This is a genomic window from Lentzea sp. NPDC042327, from assembly GCF_040647275.1.
Lineage (GTDB): Bacteria > Actinomycetota > Actinomycetes > Mycobacteriales > Pseudonocardiaceae > Lentzea.
In genome coordinates this window covers 352,760-369,581 of sequence record NZ_JBEZBX010000004.1, presented here as the reverse complement: position 1 = coordinate 369,581, position 16,822 = coordinate 352,760, and the positions used below count along the sequence as shown (strand labels likewise).

Sequence of the window (16,822 nt, the reverse complement as noted above, 5' to 3'; positions counted from 1 at the left end):
ATTTCGCCGATCACGCGAAGTGCAATGTGAGGTTCGCTTTCGTATCGACCACAGTTCGACAGGTCTTCCCGACCGGCGGTTGGCGTGGTTACAGTCCGGCCACCGACTGGGAGCGCTCCCAGTCCATGATCCAGGGGTCGAACAGGGCGCGGATCGCCACGGTGCGGCGTCGTGGCGGGCTGCGACGGCCCCTTTCGAGCACTCCCTCCGAGCGTGCGGTTCGGAGGGGGTGCTCCTGGACCGCGCCGCCGAGCCCGGGAGGTGTGCCATGAGCGGATTCCGCGATCGGCTGCAGGCGATCCGCCGTGGAGGTGCGGCGCTGGCGGCGGCACTCGTGGCGGTGGCCGGCACGGCGGGGCTGGCGGCGGTCACCCCCGCGGCGGCGGCACCCGGCTGCGAGGTCGACTACACCGTCCCCAGCCAGTGGTCCGGCGGCTTCACCGCGAACGTGGCGATCACGAACGTCGGCGACCGGGTCGACGGCTGGCGGCTGACCTGGACGTGGCCGTCCGGGCAGCAGGTCAGCCAGGCCTGGAACGCGACCGTCACCTCGACGGGCAGCCAGGTCACGGCCGTGAACGCGGGCTACAACGCGGTGATCGAGCCGAACGCCAAGGTGTCCTTCGGGTTCAACGCCAGCTCGTCCGGGGCGAACACCCCGCCCGCGTCGTTCGCGCTCAACGGCGTCACCTGCACCGGCGCCCCCGTCACCACGACGACCACGACCACGACGACGACCACCGGGAACCCCGTGCCCGGCGACGCGATGGCCCAGGTGGCCGCGATGCAGCCGGGCTGGAACCTCGGCAACACGCTCGACTCGACCGGCGCCGACGAGACGTCGTGGGGCAACCCGCGGGTCACGGAGGCGTTGCTGGACAACGTGAAGGCGCAGGGCTTCAAGAGCATCCGCATCCCGGTGACGTGGGGCCAGCACCTGGGCGCCGCGCCGGGGTACACCATCGAGGCCGCGTACCTGGCCCGCGTCAAGGAGGTCGTCGGCTGGGCGCTGGCCGACGGCTTCCACGTGCTGATCAACATCCACCACGACTCGTGGCAGTGGATCAACACCATGCCCGCGGACCGCACCGGGGTGCTGGCGAAGTACAACGCGATCTGGACGCAGCTCGCGACCGCGTTCAGGGACTCCCCGGCGCGGCTGGTGTTCGAGAGCGTGAACGAGCCGCAGTTCACCGGCAGCTCCGGTGACGCGCAGAACGCCCAGCTGCTGCACGAGCTGAACGCCTCGTTCCGCGACATCGTCCGGCGCTCCGGCGGCGGCAACACCGCCCGCCTGCTCGTCCTGCCCACCCTGCACACCTCGTCCGAGCAGGCCCGGCTCGACGAGCTGACCGCGTCGCTGACGACCTTCAACGACCCCAACATCGCCGCGACCGTGCACTACTACGGCTACTGGCCGTTCAGCGTGAACGTCGCCGGCGGCACGCACTTCGACGCCACCGCCCAGAAAGACCTGACGGACTCGTTCGACCGCGTCCACAGCACGTTCATCGCACGCGGCATCCCGGTGATCCTCGGCGAGTACGGCCTGCTCGGCTTCGACCGCCACATCGGCACGATCGAACAGGGCGAGAAGCTCAAGTTCTTCGAGTACTTCGGCCACTACGCCCGTGCCAAGAAGATCACCACCATGCTCTGGGACAACGGCCAGCACCTCGGCCGCACGTCGTTCCAGTGGAGCGACCCCGAGCTGGTCGCGCAGATCAAGTCGAGCTGGACCACGCGGTCCGGCACGGCCTCCACGGACCAGGTGTTCAGCGCGAAGTCGAGTGCGATCAGCGCCAAGACGATCACGCTGAACCTCAACGGGACCACGTTCAGCGGCCTGCGCCAGGGCACCACCGAGCTGGTGCGCGGCACCGACTACACCGTCTCCGGCGACCAGCTCACCCTGACCGCGTCCGCGCTGACCCGGCTGAGCGGCTCCCGCGCCTACGGCACCAACGCGACGATCACCGCGCACTTCTCCCAGGGCGTGCCGTGGCGGATCAACCTGGTCACCTACGACCCGCCGGTGCTGCGGAACGCGACCGGCACGACCGCCGCGTTCGCCGTCCCGACCGCGTTCCGCGGCGACCTGCTCGCCACCATGGAGGCCAAGTACGACGACGGCTCGAACGCGGGCCCGCACAACTGGACCTCCTTCAAGGAGTTCGACCGGACGTTCGCGCCGGACTACACCGCGGGCACCACCACGTTCACGCCGGAGTTCTTCGCCGAGGTCACCGACAACCGCCGCGTCACGCTGACGTTCCACTACTGGAGCGGCGCGAAGGTGACCTACTACGTGACGAAGTCCGGCAGCGCGGTCATCGGCACTGCCGCGTGACCCCGGCCGCCCGGGCCGCGCGGCGCGACAACGCGGCGAACGCGTCGCGCAGCTCGGGCGGGCCGACTACCTCGACCTCGGTGTCGAACCGCAGCAGCCGCGCGGCGAGGGCGGCCCACGACCAGGACCCGGTGACCAGCCGGGTCCGGCCGTCGCCGAGCTCCTCCGCGGTGTCGTCCCCGGCGAACGGCGCGACCTCGGCGACCGGCAGGTCCAGCACGACCTCGCCGCGGCACGGCCAGCCGGGCGCGTCCGACCCCTTGAACCGCGCCGACAGGAACGCGCCGACGTCACCGCCGGGCACCTCCCGCGGTGTGAACCGCGGCCCGTTCGGCACCCGCAGCACCATCCGGTCGGCCCGGTAGGTCCGCCAGTCCTCCCGCTCCGCGCTCCACCCGACGACGTACCACCGCCCCGCCCGGCTCACCAGGTGGTGCGGCTGCACCCGCCGCGGCGGCCCGCCGGCGTCCGGACGGCCCGGTGCGCGGTAGTCGAACCGCAGCTCCTCCCGCGCCCTGATCGCACTGCTCACGGCGAGCAGCACCCCGATGTCCACCTGCGGTCCGGCGCCGGCCGTCCCGACCTCCAGCACGTCGACCCGCCGCCGCAACCGGGACGGCAGCACCTGCCGCACCGTGACCAGCGCCCGTGCCGCGGCCTCCTCGATGCCCGCACCCGTCCCGACCGCGATCCGCAGCGCCACGGCCAGCGCGACCGCCTGCTCCTCGTCGAACAGCAACGGCGGCACCTCGCTGCCCGCCTCCAGCCGGTACCCGCCGTCGGGTCCCTTGACCGCGTGCACGAGGTACCCCAGCTCCCTCAACCGGTCGACGTCACGCCGCACGGTCCGTTCGCTGACGCCCAACCGGCCGGCGAGCAACCCGCCCGGCCAGTCGCGGCGGACCTGCAGCAGCGACAGCAACGACAGCAGGCGCGCGGACGTCGTCGTCGAGGGGGAAGTCGGCATGAATCCACTCTCGCACAAGTAGCGGACGTTCCCTGTCCGCTACTACCGGCATTGTCGTCCTCAACGCCGGAGACCTCCGGCACGGAACCACTCGCACAGGGGACGTCGATGTCGCTCAACGCAGTCACCCACCTGAACTTCCGCGGCCAGGCGCGGGAGGCCCTGGAGTTCTACGCCTCCGTGTTCGGCGGCAAGGCCACCATCGCCACCTACGGCGACTTCGGCATGCCCGCCGACCTGCCCGGCGCGGACAGGGTGGTGTTCGGCCAGGTGGTCGCGGACAACGGCTTCCGCGTCATGGCCTACGACGTGCCCGGTGCGGACGAGCCGGTGTCCGGTGCGGGCACGACCCGCCGTGAGAACGGCACCACGATCACCACCGAGCCGTTCTTCCTGTCGGTGCGCGGCGAGACCGTCGAGGAGGTCCGCGGCCACTGGGACGCGCTGGCCGACGGCGCCACCGTGGTGGAGGAGTTCGGGCCCGCGCAGTGGGCGCCGGCGTTCGGGATGCTGACCGACCGGTTCGGCGTCACCTGGATCGTGGACGTCGCAGCCACCTACTGACCGCCCCGCATCTGCAAGTACCACCAATCCATGATCAAACCGCCGCCGACCACACCCAACCTGTTCGCCGTCCGTCGAACCACGTGTGCGGGACGGCGAGTTGGTGGTGGAAAAGTGCTTGTTGACGTTGAGTTGGTGGTACTTGCAGACGCCGGTGAGCGGTCTCCGGCGAGAACCGTGCGGCTAGGCGCGGGGGACGGGGTCACTTCTCCTCGGACTGCTCCTTGCCGCTGCCGCGCAGCGAACCGGGGTGCGCCTTGACCGACGGGTCGTTGCGCGTCTTGACCAGGCTGGCCACGGTGACGACCACCAGGATCGAGATGATCACGCCCAGGCTGAGCGGAGTGGGCACCTCGGGCACGCGCGGGTCGATGTCGACGTGCGCCCAGTGCAGGATCAGCTTCACGCCGATGAACGCGAGGATGATCGCGAGACCGGCCGACAGGTACACCAGGCGGTCGAGCAGGCCCTTGACGAGGAAGAACAACGCGCGCAGGCCGAGCAGTGCGAACGCGTTGGCGGTGAAGACGATGTAGGGCTCCTCGGTCACGCCGAACACCGCGGGGATCGAGTCGAGCGCGAACAGCAGGTCCACGCCACCGATCGCGACCAGCACGACGAACAGGGGAGTGGCCATCCTGCGGCCGTCGACGCGGGTGAAGATCTTGCCGCCCACGTAGTCGTCGGTGACCGGCAGCAGCTTGCGGGCCGTGGTGACGACGACGTTGTTCTCGACGTCGGGGTCCTCGTTGCGGTGCCGGAACAGCTGGATCGCCGTGTAGATCAACAACAGGCCGAACAGCAGGAACATGAACGAGAACAGCGAGAGCAGCGTGGCGCCGACCGCGATGAAGATGCCGCGCATGATCAACGCCAGCACGATGCCGAACGTCAGCACCTTGTGCTGGTGCTCCTCGGGCACCAGGAACGTGGTCATGATGATCACGAACACGAAGAGGTTGTCGACCGACAGGCTCTTCTCGACGATGTAGCCGGCGAAGTACTCCGTGCCGGGGCCACCGCCGTGCGTGAGCATGAACCAGACGCCGAAGCCGACCGCGACCAGGATGTAGAACACCGACCACAGGCTGGCCTCGCGGAACCCGACCTTGTGCGGGCGGGCGGCGGCGAGCACGAGGTCGACCGCCAGCAGGACGACGATCACCCCGATCGTGACCGCCCACGTCAGTCCGCTGATCTCAAGCACAGGTGCCCTCTCCTCTGGTGGTCGATTTGTCTGAATTGGACGTTACCGGATCGTGCGTATCCTCGGCTGGTGGACTTGGTGAACGTGCTCACGAACAGGGTCGTCGTGCTCGACGGCGGGCTGTCGACCGCGCTGGAGCAGGCCGGTCACGACCTGTCCGACGAGCTCTGGACGGCCCGTCTGCTGCTCTCCGACCCCGACGCGGTCAGGGCGGCGCACGCCGGCTACCTCCGCGCGGGCGCGGACGTCGTGATCACCTCCAGCTACCAGGCCTCGTTCGAGGGGTTCGCCCGCCGCAGTCTGACCGATGAGCAGACCGTCGGCTTGATGAAGGCCAGCGTGTCGATCGCCCGATCCGCCGCGTCCGAAGTGGACGGCCCCCGCTGGGTCGCCGCGTCGGTGGGCCCGTACGGCGCGGTGCTGGCCGACGGCTCGGAGTACCGCGGCCGCTACGGCAGGACCACCGACGAGCTGGAACGGTTCCACCGCCGCCGCATCGAGGTGCTCGCCGACGCCGGACCGGACCTGCTCGCGGTCGAGACGATCCCGGACGCGCAGGAGGCGGAGGCGGTCCTGCGGGTGGTCGTGGGCAGCGGCGTGCCGGCGTGGCTGTCCTACAGCGTGCGCGACGGGAAGACGTGCGCGGGCCAGTCGCTGGAGGAAGCGTTCGGCCTGGTCAAGGGCATCGACGAGGTCGTGGCCGTGGGCCTCAACTGCTCAGCGCCCGAGGAGGTCGCCGGAGCCGTCGCCACCGCCCGCGCGGTGACCGGGCTGCCGGTCGTGGTTTACCCGAACACCGGCGAGCAGTGGAACGCCGCCGCACGCGCGTGGTCCGGCGGCGTGGAGTCGTTCGCGGTGACGGAGTGGGCCGAACAGGGCGCACGCCTCATCGGCGGCTGCTGCCGCGTCGGCCCGGCGGGCATCGCCGAGATCGCCCGCGCTCTCCGCTGAAACCGCATCAACGGGCATGGGCGGTCGTGTAGGGAAAATGTAGACCTGCTCGGAAAGCTGATGAGCGTTGTGCGAGCAAATCAGTGAAGTGACCTTCGGTATCTGGTTGCGGGAAACGGAATGGCAATGCGTTCTCCTGTTGTCTCATTCTGTTGCCCGCGGTGACACGAACACCAGAGATGGGATGGTTCAGCCGTCATGCAGAAGGACCAACGAAAAGGCCTGCTCCGCAGGACGTGGCGCATCACGGGCGGGACCGCGAAATCTTCGCCGCGGTTCGTCCAGCGGGTTTTCTCCCTCCTCGTGATCGCGCTGCTGGCCGCCGCGACCCCCGCCGCGGTCCCCGCCGCCGCGGCCGGTGAGCTTCCCGGTGGGCGGGCCAACTTCGTGGTGTCAACCGGAAGCCTCACCACCGGCTCGACCGCCAACTGGTTCCGGCTGGGCACCTACGCGTTCGACGCGGCCACCGGGAAGGTGTCAGCGAGCATGTACGTGTGGGAGCAGACGAAGCCCACTCAGCGGACCGGTATCGGGGTCACACCGGACTCGTCGTGCTCGTCCACCGATCCGAAGGCGACCGACAAGGTCCGCCCGTGCGAGATCATGACGGCGGGTGGGTTCACCGGCGCTCCTGACGACGTCCGGCAGGGCACCTACGTGCTGGGCACCCAAGATGGCAAGCAGACCGTCACGATCACCTGGTCGCCGACCTGGACGGACAAGTGGTCAGTGGACACCCAGCAGGCGCTGGCGCGGTTGAACTTCGTGAGTTCCACGCGGGTCAACAGCGGTTATGGCTACGGCAGCAACGCGGCGCTGACCGACCGTCGTGCGATGTCGAGCGTGCAATCGCACCAGGGTGGTCTCCGTTATGTCGGAAAGGGCTGGACGGCTGGTACGGCGAGCGATGTGACCAGTTCGTTCGCGGTCGGCTCCTTCACCGCCTGCACGACGGTGACCTGGTGCCTGACCTATTTCCAGCCTTCGTCGACGAAGGTGTGCCAGGCGGCCGGTGGCTGCCCGCATTACGGCGGCGGCACCCCGGCGAACGTCAGCTCCCTGCAGTACTACCTCGGCCGGGTGAACTCAGGCGACCGCCGCGACGCGCTGTGGCACTGGTGCACTTGCCTGGCGATGGAACGCGACGAGCCGTGCTACACCGGTAATTCGCACGTGAAGCCGTTGTTGCAGATCCTCGACGACAGCGGCACGTTCCGCGGCTGGGTGGGCGTCGAGGGCTCCTTCTCGACCAACGGCGTCCGCAACAGCGACATGCTCGCCGTCTTCGTCCAAGCCGACTGGGTCGCTTGACCGGTGCCTGGGGGGGTCTCGGACGAGTGCCCCGGCCGCAGCGGCCGGGGCACTCGGTCATCCGTTCGTCACGGGCAGTTCGTGCTGCGCGCGAGGTCGCGCGTGCCCCAGTAGGTCGGGTTGCCGTCCCGGAACGTCACCCGCTGCACGGAGCCGTTGAGCTTCTGCTCGTAGTGCAGGTGCGGGCCGGTGGAACCACCGGTGTTGCCGACCCGGCCGATCATCGTCTTCTCGGACACCGACTGGCCGACGGACACGTCCTGCGAGCTGAGGTGCGCGTACAGGGTCTGCCAGCCGCCCGCGTGGTCGATCACGATGTAGCGCCCGTAGGAGGTGCTGCCCAGGTTCGCGACCTTCGACACCGTGCCCGGCGCGGACGAGTAGACCTTGTAGCCGTTGTCCTCGGGGTAGTGGTTGAAGTCGACGGCGTTGGCCGGGCTGTGGCCGGAGCGGGTGCTCGCCGCCCAGGTCTCCCCGCAGGGGAACGGCAGCCAGAAGCGGCCGGTCGTGCCGGGGTTGAACTGGTGCGAGGCGTTGTTGTTCTTCAGCGTCGAGTTCAGGTTGGTCTTCGCGCCGGACGCGAAGTCCTGGGTGGCGCCGGCGTAGCCGGAGTTGAAGTACACCCGGACCGTGCCGCCGGTGCGGTTCCACACCGACGCGGCGTTGTTCTTGACGCACAGCCCCTGCCCGGCGCCCGCGCTCTTGAAGTCGTAGCAGGAGGGCTGGGTGGAACCGTAGTCGGAGATCGACCCCGCGAAGTCGGAGACCGAGCCCGCGTGGTCGCTGTTGTAGAAGTAGCAGAACTCGCCGCTGTCGCAGACGCCGTCCCTGGCCGCCGCGGCCGCCGGGGTCACCGTCAACGCGGTGAGGCTCGCGGCGGCGAGCACCGCGGCAGCCGCGGCGAGGGCCATTCGTGTCCATGTCCGTGGTCTGGGCATGTGCTTCCTCACTGGTGCGGGGATTCTCGAGCGGTCAGGCGGCGCGGAGGTACTGCTCCCACGTCACCTTCGTCACCTGGGGCCCGTCGTCCTGGCCGTTGCCGGCCAGCCCGTCGCGCCCGAGGTAGTACTGGCCGACCTGTTTCTGCGCGGGTGTCGACAGGTCGGTGTCGTTCACCGCGATGCCGTGGACGTGCAGCGGCCAGTTGCCCTGGCTCGGTCGCCGCAGCCACGCCGCGAACCCCACCCGCCGCAACGCCGTCACGAGCGCGGTGCGCTGCGCCGAGGTCAACGCCTCGGCGTCCAGGTCGACGGCGCCACCTCCGTCGTGCGTGCCGGCGGAGGTGGGGTCCTCGCCGGGGGAGTAGGAGCCCTGTTCCACGACGAGCGGAACTCCGCAGAGCCGCTGCGCCTCCCGCAGCATCGCGACCGTGCGCGCGTTGAACGGGAAGCCCTGGAACGTGGTGCGCGCGCCCGGCGTGAGGGTGCGGGTGAGGGTGAACCGCCCGTTGGCGAGCGCGGTGAGCGATGCCCGGCCGGGAAACCCGTTGGCGGCGGCGCCCGCGTACCCGAGCGACTCCTGCCACCGCCCGTAGGCGGTGCGGGTGACCGTGCCGAAGTGCCCGTCGACGTACTGCGCGGCGAGCAGCCCCTCGGCGACGAGCGCCTGCTCGACGAGCCGCACGCTCGCCCCGGCACCCGGCGTGAGCCCGGTGTCGGGCTTGACGGGGTCGCACTGCGCGGCCAGGACCACGAGCTCCATGTCCGCGGTTCCCGCGGCGGCCGCCACCCCGGGGACCAGCACACCCCCTGCGGCGATCCCGCCCAGAACGGCCAGGAACCCACGACGTCCAAGACGATCCGACATGCCGGACATCCTCGGCCAGGCACATATAAAACCGATATATTTTCGACCGGCCCCCGGTTCGATCAAGCCGTTCACCTGGAACGATGCCGGTCGCGCGGGGTTGGCAGACCGCTCGTGCGGGGACCGGGGACGTCTGCGGACTTGTGCACGGCGAACCGACAGCGGCCGCCGGATCGGTGGTGCCAGACCCCGCCCTCACCGGAGCCTTCCGGCCAGATGAACATCCGGCCGCCGAGCCCGGGCAGGGTGCGGTCGGCAAGGCTACCGGCGTGGGTCACTCCCGAAGTCGGTCACGGGGTGTGCGAACCGGGGGCACCCACGCCGTCTGCGACCCGTTCACCTGGGCGGCAGTGCCTCGTCCACCGTGGTCACGGTGCCGGTTCGGGCGATCAGTCGCAGCGCCGCCTCGTGCAGGTCGGAGGTGGCGGAGGCGGTGGCGTCCGCCAGCACCTGCACGGCGTAGTCGCGGTCGTGGGCATCTCGTGCTGTGGCCAGCACGACCAGATCGGTGGAGACGCCGGTGAGCAGCAACGTGTTCACGCCTCGCGTGCGCAGCACCAGGTCCAGCTCCGTGCCGAAGAAAGGGCTGATGCGCCTTTTGACGACCACGGCGTCGCCTTCGGCGGGTTTCACGGCGTCGTGCACTTCGGTCGCCCAGGTACCGATGACCAGCTTTCCCGCGTCCTTCGCTTCGGCGAAGACCGGGGAGTTCGACGGCCATTCCGAGAAGTCGGGGGAGAATCCCACCACCACGTAGATGACCGGGATGTTCTCCGCTCGTGCGCGGGCTATCGCGGTGGCGGCCCGTTCGAGCACGCCCCGGCTGGCGACCTGCTGCTCGTAGCCGTGGGAGGCGTACTGGCCGTCGGGGTGCACGATGTCGTTCAGCAGATCGAGCACGAGAAGTGCCGGTGAACTGGTCATGCCGCCCAACCTATTCGCGTGCCGGACACCGGCGGGAAATCTGTCGGCGCATCTTGCATGAGCGAACCAGATGGCTGCATGAACGAGTTCTTCTTCCCGGTGCCCGCCTGCCGGTCATAGCTTTCTCGGCGGTTGCAGGACTCGGGGAAGGTGTGTCCATGGAGGCGTTCGGACCGCTTCGGATCGCCGTGGTCGGCAGCGGGCCCCGCGGGCTCGCGGTGCTGGAACGGCTCGTCGCCAGGATGAACGAGCAGGCGCCGGCGGTGCCGGTCACGGTGTACCTGGTGGACGCGGTCGAGGTCGGCTGCGGCCGCATCTGGCAGTCGGGACAGCCCGAGTGGTTCCTCATGAACACCCCCTGCGGTGAGGTGACCATGTTCTCCGGGCCTCCGGACGAGGGGCGTGCGCGGCCGGGTGCGGGGCCGTCGCTCGCCGAGTGGTGGAGTGCGCATGCCCCGGGGTTCGAGGGACGTACGGGCTATGCGCCGAGGGCCTTGCACGGCAAGTACATGCGGTGGGTCACGGACGTGATCGAGGCTTCGCTGCCGGCCACGGTGCGCTTGCACCGGGTGACGGCGGCGGTCGAGGACCTGGAGCCCACGTCGCTCGGGTACCGCCTCGACCTGTCCACCGGCGATCACCTGCTGGTCGACAAGGTCGTGCTGACGACCGGGCACCCGAGGCTCCACCAGGTGGGGATGTTCCGCGAGTTCGAGGAGTTCGCCGCCACACGACCGGACCTGCGCTACTTCGCCGCCGACTCCGCGGTCACGATGCCGCTCGACACCATCCCCGACGGCTCCGCGGTGGGGCTGCTCGGGCTCGGGCTCACCTTCTACGACCTCATGCTCGCCCTGACGGTCGGCAGGGGTGGGCGGTTCGTCGAGGAAGGCGACGGTCTGCGGTACCTGGCCAGCGGCCGGGAACCGCTGCTGGCCGGCGGTTCCCGCAGCGGGATCGCCCTGTCCGCGCGCGGCATCAACCAGAAGCCCGCGACGCTCAAGTTCCGGCCGACGCTCTTCACCACCGAGAACGTCTGTCGCGGCCGGGTGTTCGGCGAGATCGACTTCGGTGCGCACGTGCTGCCGTGGATCCTCGGCGAGATCGAGTACGTCTACTACCTGACCGAGGTGCGCGAAACCCTCGGAGCCGAGGCGGCCGCGGAGTTCACGGCGGCCGTCGTGGCGGCGACCGGCGCGCGACCGCCGGACATCAGGCCGATCGCCCTCGCTCAGGGCCTCGGGCACCTGACGCCGTTCGACTTCGAGGGCCTGGCCCGTCCGTTCGCGGGCCGGACCTTCGCGTCGCGGGCCGAGTTCGAACGTGCGCTGGACGACCACGTCCGCGCCGACATCGAGCACGCCGTGCGCGGCAACTACGCCTCGCCGCTGAAGGCCGCGCTGGACGTGCTGCGCGACACGCGCTGGGTGGTGCGCGAGATCACCGACTTCGGCGGGCTCACGCCGGACACGCACCGCGACTTCCTCACCTGGTTCTCGCCGCGCAGCTCGCTGCTGGCGGCCGGCCCGCCGCTGGTGCGGATCAGGCAGGCGGAAGCGCTGCGCAAGGCCGGAATCCTGAGGTTGGTCGGGCCCGACGCGGAGTTCTCGGTGGACCGCGGGCGGAACGCGTTCGTACTGTCCTCGCCCGCCGTCGCCGGATCGAGGGTCGAGGTGCGGACGCTGATCGACGCCCGCATCGCCAATCCCAACGTGTACCTGGACAGCTCGCCGCTGACGCGGGCACTCGTGCGCCGCGGAATCTGGAACGGCTTCACCAACGGCAAGGGCGACAACGCGTTCCACACCGGTGGCGTCGCGGTCACGCGCAGCCCGTTCCACCCGCTGGACCGCCACGGCAGGCCCGACACCGATCTCTACGTGCTGGGCGTGCCGGCCGAGCACACGCGCTGGTTCACGTTCGTCGGCAGCGGCAGGCCCGGTCCGTGGAACGAGTTCACCAGGGACGCAGACGCGATCGCCCGGCACGCGCTGACCGCCGTCCACGCCATGACATCACCGGTTCCGGCCGGCTGACGAGGAGGAACACCATGACCGACACCCAGCTCCGATCGGTCCGCGTCCTGCGGGACGTCCTGTCCGCCGGTCTCGACACCGTGCAGTGGACCCGCTGGGAACAACCAGGTCGCGCCGGGGTGGAGATCCACCCGCTGTTCACCACCGGCGATCCCCAGAACGCCACGGCCTTTCTCACGAGGATGGAGCCGGGCGCTCACGGGGACCTGCACGAACACCTCGGCTACGAGCTGATGTTCGTGCTGCAGGGCGAACTCGTCAACGACAACGGCGACCGCTACGGAGTCGGTGACCTGATCGTCGAGGAGCCCGGCAGCGTGCACCAGGTGACCAGCGTCGCCGGCTGCACGGTGCTCGGGGTGCGCACCGCTGCAACCCGGCCGCTGGGCTGACCGGACGCGTGAACCGGTCGGTGCGGACCGGTTCACGCGCTCAGCGGCTCGTCCACGGCTCGCCGGGCGAGCTCGCGGACGAGCCGCACGAACGCCGAGACCGCCGGAGTGCTCCTCGCGGTCTCCCGGACGCCGAGCGCGACCGTCCTCGTCAGCGCCGGCGTCAGCGGGACGACCGCCACCCCGGACATCCCGCCGGGCAGCAACGACATCGGCAGCACCGTCGGTCCGACGCCGGCGGAGACCATGGCGAGCAGTGCGTGCAGGTCGCGGATGCGGTACGCCACAGCGGGTTCTGCGCCCTCCGCCAGCAGGACCGCTCGCAGCAGGGGTTCCACCCCGCCGACCGGTAGCACCAGGGGCTCGCCCGCCAGCTGGCCGGCCCGCACCGCGGTCTGCCCGCAGAGGCGGTGCCCCGCGGGCAGCACCGCGCACAGCTCGTCCCGCCACAACGGGGTCGTGACCAGGTCCGGTTTCGGCAACGTCACCACGCCGACGTCCACGGCACCGGACCGCAACCACGCCGCGATCTGCTGGTCGGTGCCCTCGCGCAGCACGATCTCCCCTGAGGGGAACCGGGTGCGGAACTCCTCCAGGAGCACGGGCAGCAGTCTGCCGGCGAAGGTCTGGCTGGTGGCGAACCGCACGGTCCCGCGCAGTCCCGTGACGACCGCCGAGGCGGTCAGCCGGATCTGCTCGGCGTGCGTCACGATGGCCCTGGCGTGGACGACCACGTCGCGTCCGGCATCGGTCAGCCGCACGCCCGCGCGACCGCGCAGCACCAGCTCGCACCGGAGGTCCGACTCCAGTCCCGCGATCGCGTGGCTGACGGCGGACTGCGAGACGCCCAACGCCTTGGCGGCCTTGGTGAAGCTGCCTTCGTCGGCGACCGCGACGAAGGCAGCGCACTGGGTGAACCTCACCGCGTGCCCCCGGTGACGGGCAGCGTGGGGCGGCGGTTCGCTTCGTAGGTCTCGATGTCGCCGGCGTGCGTCAGCGTGGCGCCGATCAAGTCGGTGCCGGTGAGCAGCCGCTCCCTGGCGCGCGCGTCGACGCTGAACGACTCGGCCAGCGGTCCGCACCGCACCTCGAGCCGTTCCAGGTCGACGGTGACGGGCACCGCGGGATCGGTTTCCACGGCCTGCCACAGCCGCTCGACCACCGCGGCCGGCAGCACGACCGGGAGCAGGCCGTTGAGCAGCGCGTTGCCGCGGAAGATGTCACCGAACCGCGGGGCGATCACCGCACGGAAGCCGTAGTCGAGCAACGCCCACACGGCGTACTCACGTGACGATCCCGTGCCGAAGTCGTTGCCCGCGACCAGGATCGTCGATCCCCGGTGGACGGGCCGGTTGAGCACGAACCCGGGATCCTCCCGCCAGTCGGCGAACAGCGAGTCGGCGTGACCGGTGCGCTCGGAGAGCGTGAGGAAGCGGACGGGGATGATCTGGTCGGTGTCCACGTCGCTGCGCCGCAACGGAACCGCGGTTCCGGTGTGGACGGTGAACTGCTGCACGGGTGCGCTCCTGGAGGCGTGGGAAGGCGGTCAGAGGTCGGCGGGGGCGGCGATCCGGCCGCGCACGGCCGTGGCGGCGGCAACGGGCGGCGACACGATGTGCGTGCGCGATCCCTTGCCCTGCCTGCCCTCGTAGTTGCGGTTGTTGGTGGACGCCGCCCGCTGACCCGGTCGCAGGCGGTCCTCGTTCAGCGCCGCGCACATCGAACACCCTGCTGCCGCACGGAAGTCCGCGCCGGCCGCGGCGAACACCTCGTCCAGCCCCTCCTCGCAGGCCTGGCGGCGGACCGCGGCCGAGCCGGGCACGATGATCATCTCCACGGAGTCGGCGACGCGCCGTCCCCGCAGCACCTCCGCGGCCGCGCGCAGGTCCTCGATCCGGCTGTTCGTGCACGAGCCGATGAACACCGCGTCCACCGCCACGTCCCGCAACGCCGTGCCCGGCTTGAGATCCATGTACTCCAGCGCCCGCTCGGCCGCTGCCTGCTCCTGCGCGCCGGCGAACTCGTGCGGATGCGGCACGTGCGCGTCGATCGGCACGCTCTGGCCGGGGTTCGTGCCCCAGGAGACGTGCGGGCGCAGCGAGCTCGCGTCCAGCACGATCTCCTTGTCGAACACCGCGTCGGCGTCGGTGCACAGCGTGCGCCAGTGGGCGACCTCGGCGTCGAAGTCGGCCGGCATGCCGGGACGGAGCCGCAGGTAGTCGAACGTCGTCTGGTCCGGCGCGACCATTCCGGCGCGCGCACCGGCCTCCACCGCCATGTTGCACAACGTCATCCGTCCCTCCATCGACAGCGCCCGCACGGCCTCGCCGCGGAACTCCACGAGGTGGCCCTGTGCCCCGGCCGTGCCGATCCTGGCGATCAGCGCGAGCACCAGGTCCTTCGCCGTGCACCCGAAGGGCAGCTGTCCGGTGATGGTGACGGCCATGTCCCGAGGCCGTGACATCGGCAGCGTCTGCGTGGCCAGCACGTGTTCCACCTGGCTCGTCCCGATGCCGAACGCCAGCGCGCCGAACGCGCCCTGCGTGGTGGTGTGCGAGTCGCAGCACACGATCGTCATGCCCGGCCGGGAGAGTCCCAGCTCCGGCCCGATCACGTGCACGATGCCCTGCTGTTCGCTTCCCAGGCGGTGCAACGGGATCCCGAACTCGGCGCAGTTGGCCCGCATGAGCTCGGCCTGCCTGCGCGCGGCGGGGTCGAGAATTCCGCGCGTCAGGGACGTCGTCGGCGTGTTGTGGTCCTCCGTGCCCACGGTCAGGTCGGGGCGGCGCACCGTGCGGCCCGCAGCCCTCAGCCCGTCGAACGCCTGCGGTGTGTTCACCTCGTGCAGCAGGTGGAGGTCGATGTAGAGCAGGTCCTCGCCCGACGAGTCACTGCGCACCACGTGTCCGGCCCAGATCTTCTGCGCCATCGTCGTACCCATGCGATTTCCCCCGCGCATCCGGTGTGTCGATTCACGTCGAGGCAACCACACGACCTTCGCGAGCAGCAAGACAATGCACCGAAGGGGAATCCGGCTCCACCGGCGGACTAGGCGGTGTACCTCGTTTCCACCGGACTCCACCTCCTGCACCTAAGGCAAGACGCGGAGGATCCCGATTCCTCCGGCGGCCGATGACTCGCCCGTCCCCGGTGGCGAAGCTTGTTCTCAGGATCTCCGCCAGAGCAGGGAAGGAACCATGAAGCCGATCCACATCTTCACCGACGAGCAGTACGAGGAGCTCTACCGCGCTCTCGGAGACGTCGACAAGAACCCCTACGACGACTACGAGGCGTTCTCGCAGGCCGTGGCCGACCTGGTGGACAGGGGCGACGTGCCGGCGTTCTTCCTCGAGGTCTGCGCCCGGATCCGCGCGGACCGGGAGAGCGGGACCGTCGACGCGCACGTCCTGCGCAACGTCCCGATCGACGCGGAACTGCCGGACCTCGGCAACGAGGACCCGGTGTCGGTCAAGCACGCCGAGAAGAAGACGTTCATCGGGGAGACGCTGCTGGAGCTGTTCGGCAAGCTCATGGGCAACCCGCTGCTGGCCTACGCCCGAAACCGCGGCGACTTCTTCACCGACGTGGTCGCGTTCGACAAGTACAGCGGAAAGCTCACCGGCTACAGCGACAGCGAGCTCTACTTCCACAACGACCGCACGGCGCACGAGGTCCGCGCCGACTACATCGCGTTGCTCGGCATGCGCTGCCCGGAGGGCGAGCTGATCTACACCGGTTTCATCGACGGCCGGGAGATGCTCGTCCACCTCGGCGAGCAGGAGCAGCGACTCCTCCGCGAACCGTTCTACATCACGCCGTTCGACGTGTTCTCCAAGGACAAGAACGCGAGCCTGACCGACTCCGGAGCGCACCCGATCCTCGAGAACGACCACAGCTTCCGCTACCTCGACACCGCGACCACGACCGCGCCGGGCAGCCCGGTGGAGGCCAAGGACGCGCTGATCGCCATGAAGAACGCGCTGGCGAAGGCGAGCAAGGTCCGGCACCGCATCCTGGAGCGCGACCTCTTCGTCCTGTCCAACCAGGACGGTCTGCACAGCCGCGAGAAGATCGAGATCAACGACCCGGCGCAGGCCCGCAAGCGGTGGCTGCTCAAGACCTACGCGTTCCGCGACGACGCCGCGGCGGACCGCCACGGCGACAAGTGGCTGGACGGCGTGCGAGGACGGGTCGCGGACTAGGGCCTGTGTCGAAGTCCATGTTCGCGATAGCCGGGCCTGAGGCGGCCCCAGGAACCACCTCAGGCGCGACTCTCATCGAACGGGACCCCGACACAGGCCCTAGGTCTGGTCA

The 16,822-nt window shown here is 69.9% G+C and carries 15 protein-coding genes; 7 read left to right on the top strand and 8 right to left on the bottom strand.

The genetic code is table 11. From position 1 onward, the window contains the following. Positions 1-268: 268 nt before the first annotated feature. Complete coding sequence (locus AB0A63_RS12605) at positions 269-2,350, top strand: cellulase family glycosylhydrolase (protein ID WP_360389223.1); 2,082 nt, start codon at positions 269-271, stop codon at positions 2,348-2,350. On the opposite strand, the gene AB0A63_RS12600 is transcribed toward AB0A63_RS12605, so the two are convergent. Further along, a complete protein-coding gene (locus tag AB0A63_RS12600; RefSeq protein WP_360389220.1) occupies positions 2,331-3,317 on the bottom strand; it encodes a WYL domain-containing protein in 987 nt (328 codons plus the stop codon). The genes AB0A63_RS12605 and AB0A63_RS12600 overlap by 20 nt on opposite strands. Before the next feature lie 108 nt (positions 3,318-3,425). On the opposite strand from AB0A63_RS12600, the gene AB0A63_RS12595 reads away from it, so the two are divergent. Then, positions 3,426-3,881 carry a VOC family protein gene (locus AB0A63_RS12595; protein ID WP_360389217.1) on the top strand — a complete coding sequence of 152 codons (456 nt, stop codon included), beginning with the start codon at positions 3,426-3,428 and terminating at the stop codon, positions 3,879-3,881. 202 nt (positions 3,882-4,083) lie between these two features. On the opposite strand, the gene AB0A63_RS12590 is transcribed toward AB0A63_RS12595, so the two are convergent. Then, positions 4,084-5,088 carry a TerC family protein gene (locus AB0A63_RS12590; protein ID WP_360389214.1) on the bottom strand — a complete coding sequence of 335 codons (1,005 nt, stop codon included), beginning with the start codon at positions 5,086-5,088 and terminating at the stop codon, positions 4,084-4,086. A gap of 69 nt (positions 5,089-5,157) precedes the next feature. On the opposite strand from AB0A63_RS12590, the gene mmuM reads away from it, so the two are divergent. Together mmuM and AB0A63_RS12580 are read left to right on the top strand one after the other, a co-directional pair. Continuing rightward, on the top strand, positions 5,158-6,039 hold the full coding sequence (gene mmuM, locus AB0A63_RS12585) for a homocysteine S-methyltransferase (RefSeq protein WP_360389211.1): 882 nt from the start codon (positions 5,158-5,160) through the stop codon (positions 6,037-6,039). Positions 6,040-6,237: 198 nt separating this feature from the next. After that, positions 6,238-7,350, top strand: coding sequence for a hypothetical protein (locus AB0A63_RS12580; RefSeq protein WP_360389209.1), 1,113 nt, complete (start codon positions 6,238-6,240; stop codon positions 7,348-7,350). A gap of 68 nt (positions 7,351-7,418) precedes the next feature. On the opposite strand, the gene AB0A63_RS12575 is transcribed toward AB0A63_RS12580, so the two are convergent. The 3 genes from AB0A63_RS12575 to AB0A63_RS12565 all read right to left on the bottom strand — a co-directional run bounded on the left by AB0A63_RS12575 (position 7,419) and on the right by AB0A63_RS12565 (position 10,080). After that, on the bottom strand, positions 7,419-8,261 hold the full coding sequence (locus AB0A63_RS12575; protein WP_360389206.1) for a peptidoglycan DD-metalloendopeptidase family protein: 843 nt from the start codon (positions 8,259-8,261) through the stop codon (positions 7,419-7,421). A gap of 61 nt (positions 8,262-8,322) precedes the next feature. Then, the gene (locus AB0A63_RS12570; RefSeq protein WP_360389203.1) at positions 8,323-9,156 is read right to left on the bottom strand and encodes a peptidoglycan-binding protein; all 834 of its coding nucleotides are present in this window, start codon (positions 9,154-9,156) and stop codon (positions 8,323-8,325) included. Between the two features lie 336 nt (positions 9,157-9,492). Continuing rightward, positions 9,493-10,080, bottom strand: coding sequence for an isochorismatase family cysteine hydrolase (locus AB0A63_RS12565; protein ID WP_360389200.1), 588 nt, complete (start codon positions 10,078-10,080; stop codon positions 9,493-9,495). A gap of 158 nt (positions 10,081-10,238) precedes the next feature. Between AB0A63_RS12565 and AB0A63_RS12560 the strand changes: the two genes are divergently transcribed. Both AB0A63_RS12560 and AB0A63_RS12555 read left to right on the top strand, forming a co-directional pair. After that, on the top strand, positions 10,239-12,116 hold the full coding sequence (locus AB0A63_RS12560; RefSeq protein ID WP_360389198.1) for an FAD/NAD(P)-binding protein: 1,878 nt from the start codon (positions 10,239-10,241) through the stop codon (positions 12,114-12,116). Between the two features lie 14 nt (positions 12,117-12,130). After that, entirely contained in the window at positions 12,131-12,508 is a 378-nt protein-coding gene (locus AB0A63_RS12555; protein WP_360389196.1) for a cupin domain-containing protein, read from the top strand. A gap of 32 nt (positions 12,509-12,540) precedes the next feature. Here AB0A63_RS12555 and AB0A63_RS12550 read toward each other — a convergent pair whose 3' ends face one another. The 3 genes from AB0A63_RS12550 to leuC are packed head-to-tail and all read right to left on the bottom strand — an operon-like array spanning position 12,541 to position 15,449. Beyond that, a complete protein-coding gene (locus AB0A63_RS12550; RefSeq protein ID WP_360389193.1) occupies positions 12,541-13,431 on the bottom strand; it encodes a LysR family transcriptional regulator in 891 nt (296 codons plus the stop codon). Further along, a complete protein-coding gene (gene leuD, locus AB0A63_RS12545) occupies positions 13,428-14,024 on the bottom strand; it encodes a 3-isopropylmalate dehydratase small subunit (protein ID WP_360389191.1) in 597 nt (198 codons plus the stop codon). The genes AB0A63_RS12550 and leuD overlap by 4 nt, the downstream gene beginning before the upstream one ends. Before the next feature lie 30 nt (positions 14,025-14,054). Next, positions 14,055-15,449, bottom strand: coding sequence for a 3-isopropylmalate dehydratase large subunit (gene leuC, locus AB0A63_RS12540; protein ID WP_360389189.1), 1,395 nt, complete (start codon positions 15,447-15,449; stop codon positions 14,055-14,057). A gap of 256 nt (positions 15,450-15,705) precedes the next feature. On the opposite strand from leuC, the gene AB0A63_RS12535 reads away from it, so the two are divergent. Then, entirely contained in the window at positions 15,706-16,710 is a 1,005-nt protein-coding gene (locus AB0A63_RS12535; protein ID WP_360389186.1) for a TauD/TfdA family dioxygenase, read from the top strand. Positions 16,711-16,822 lie beyond the last annotated feature (112 nt).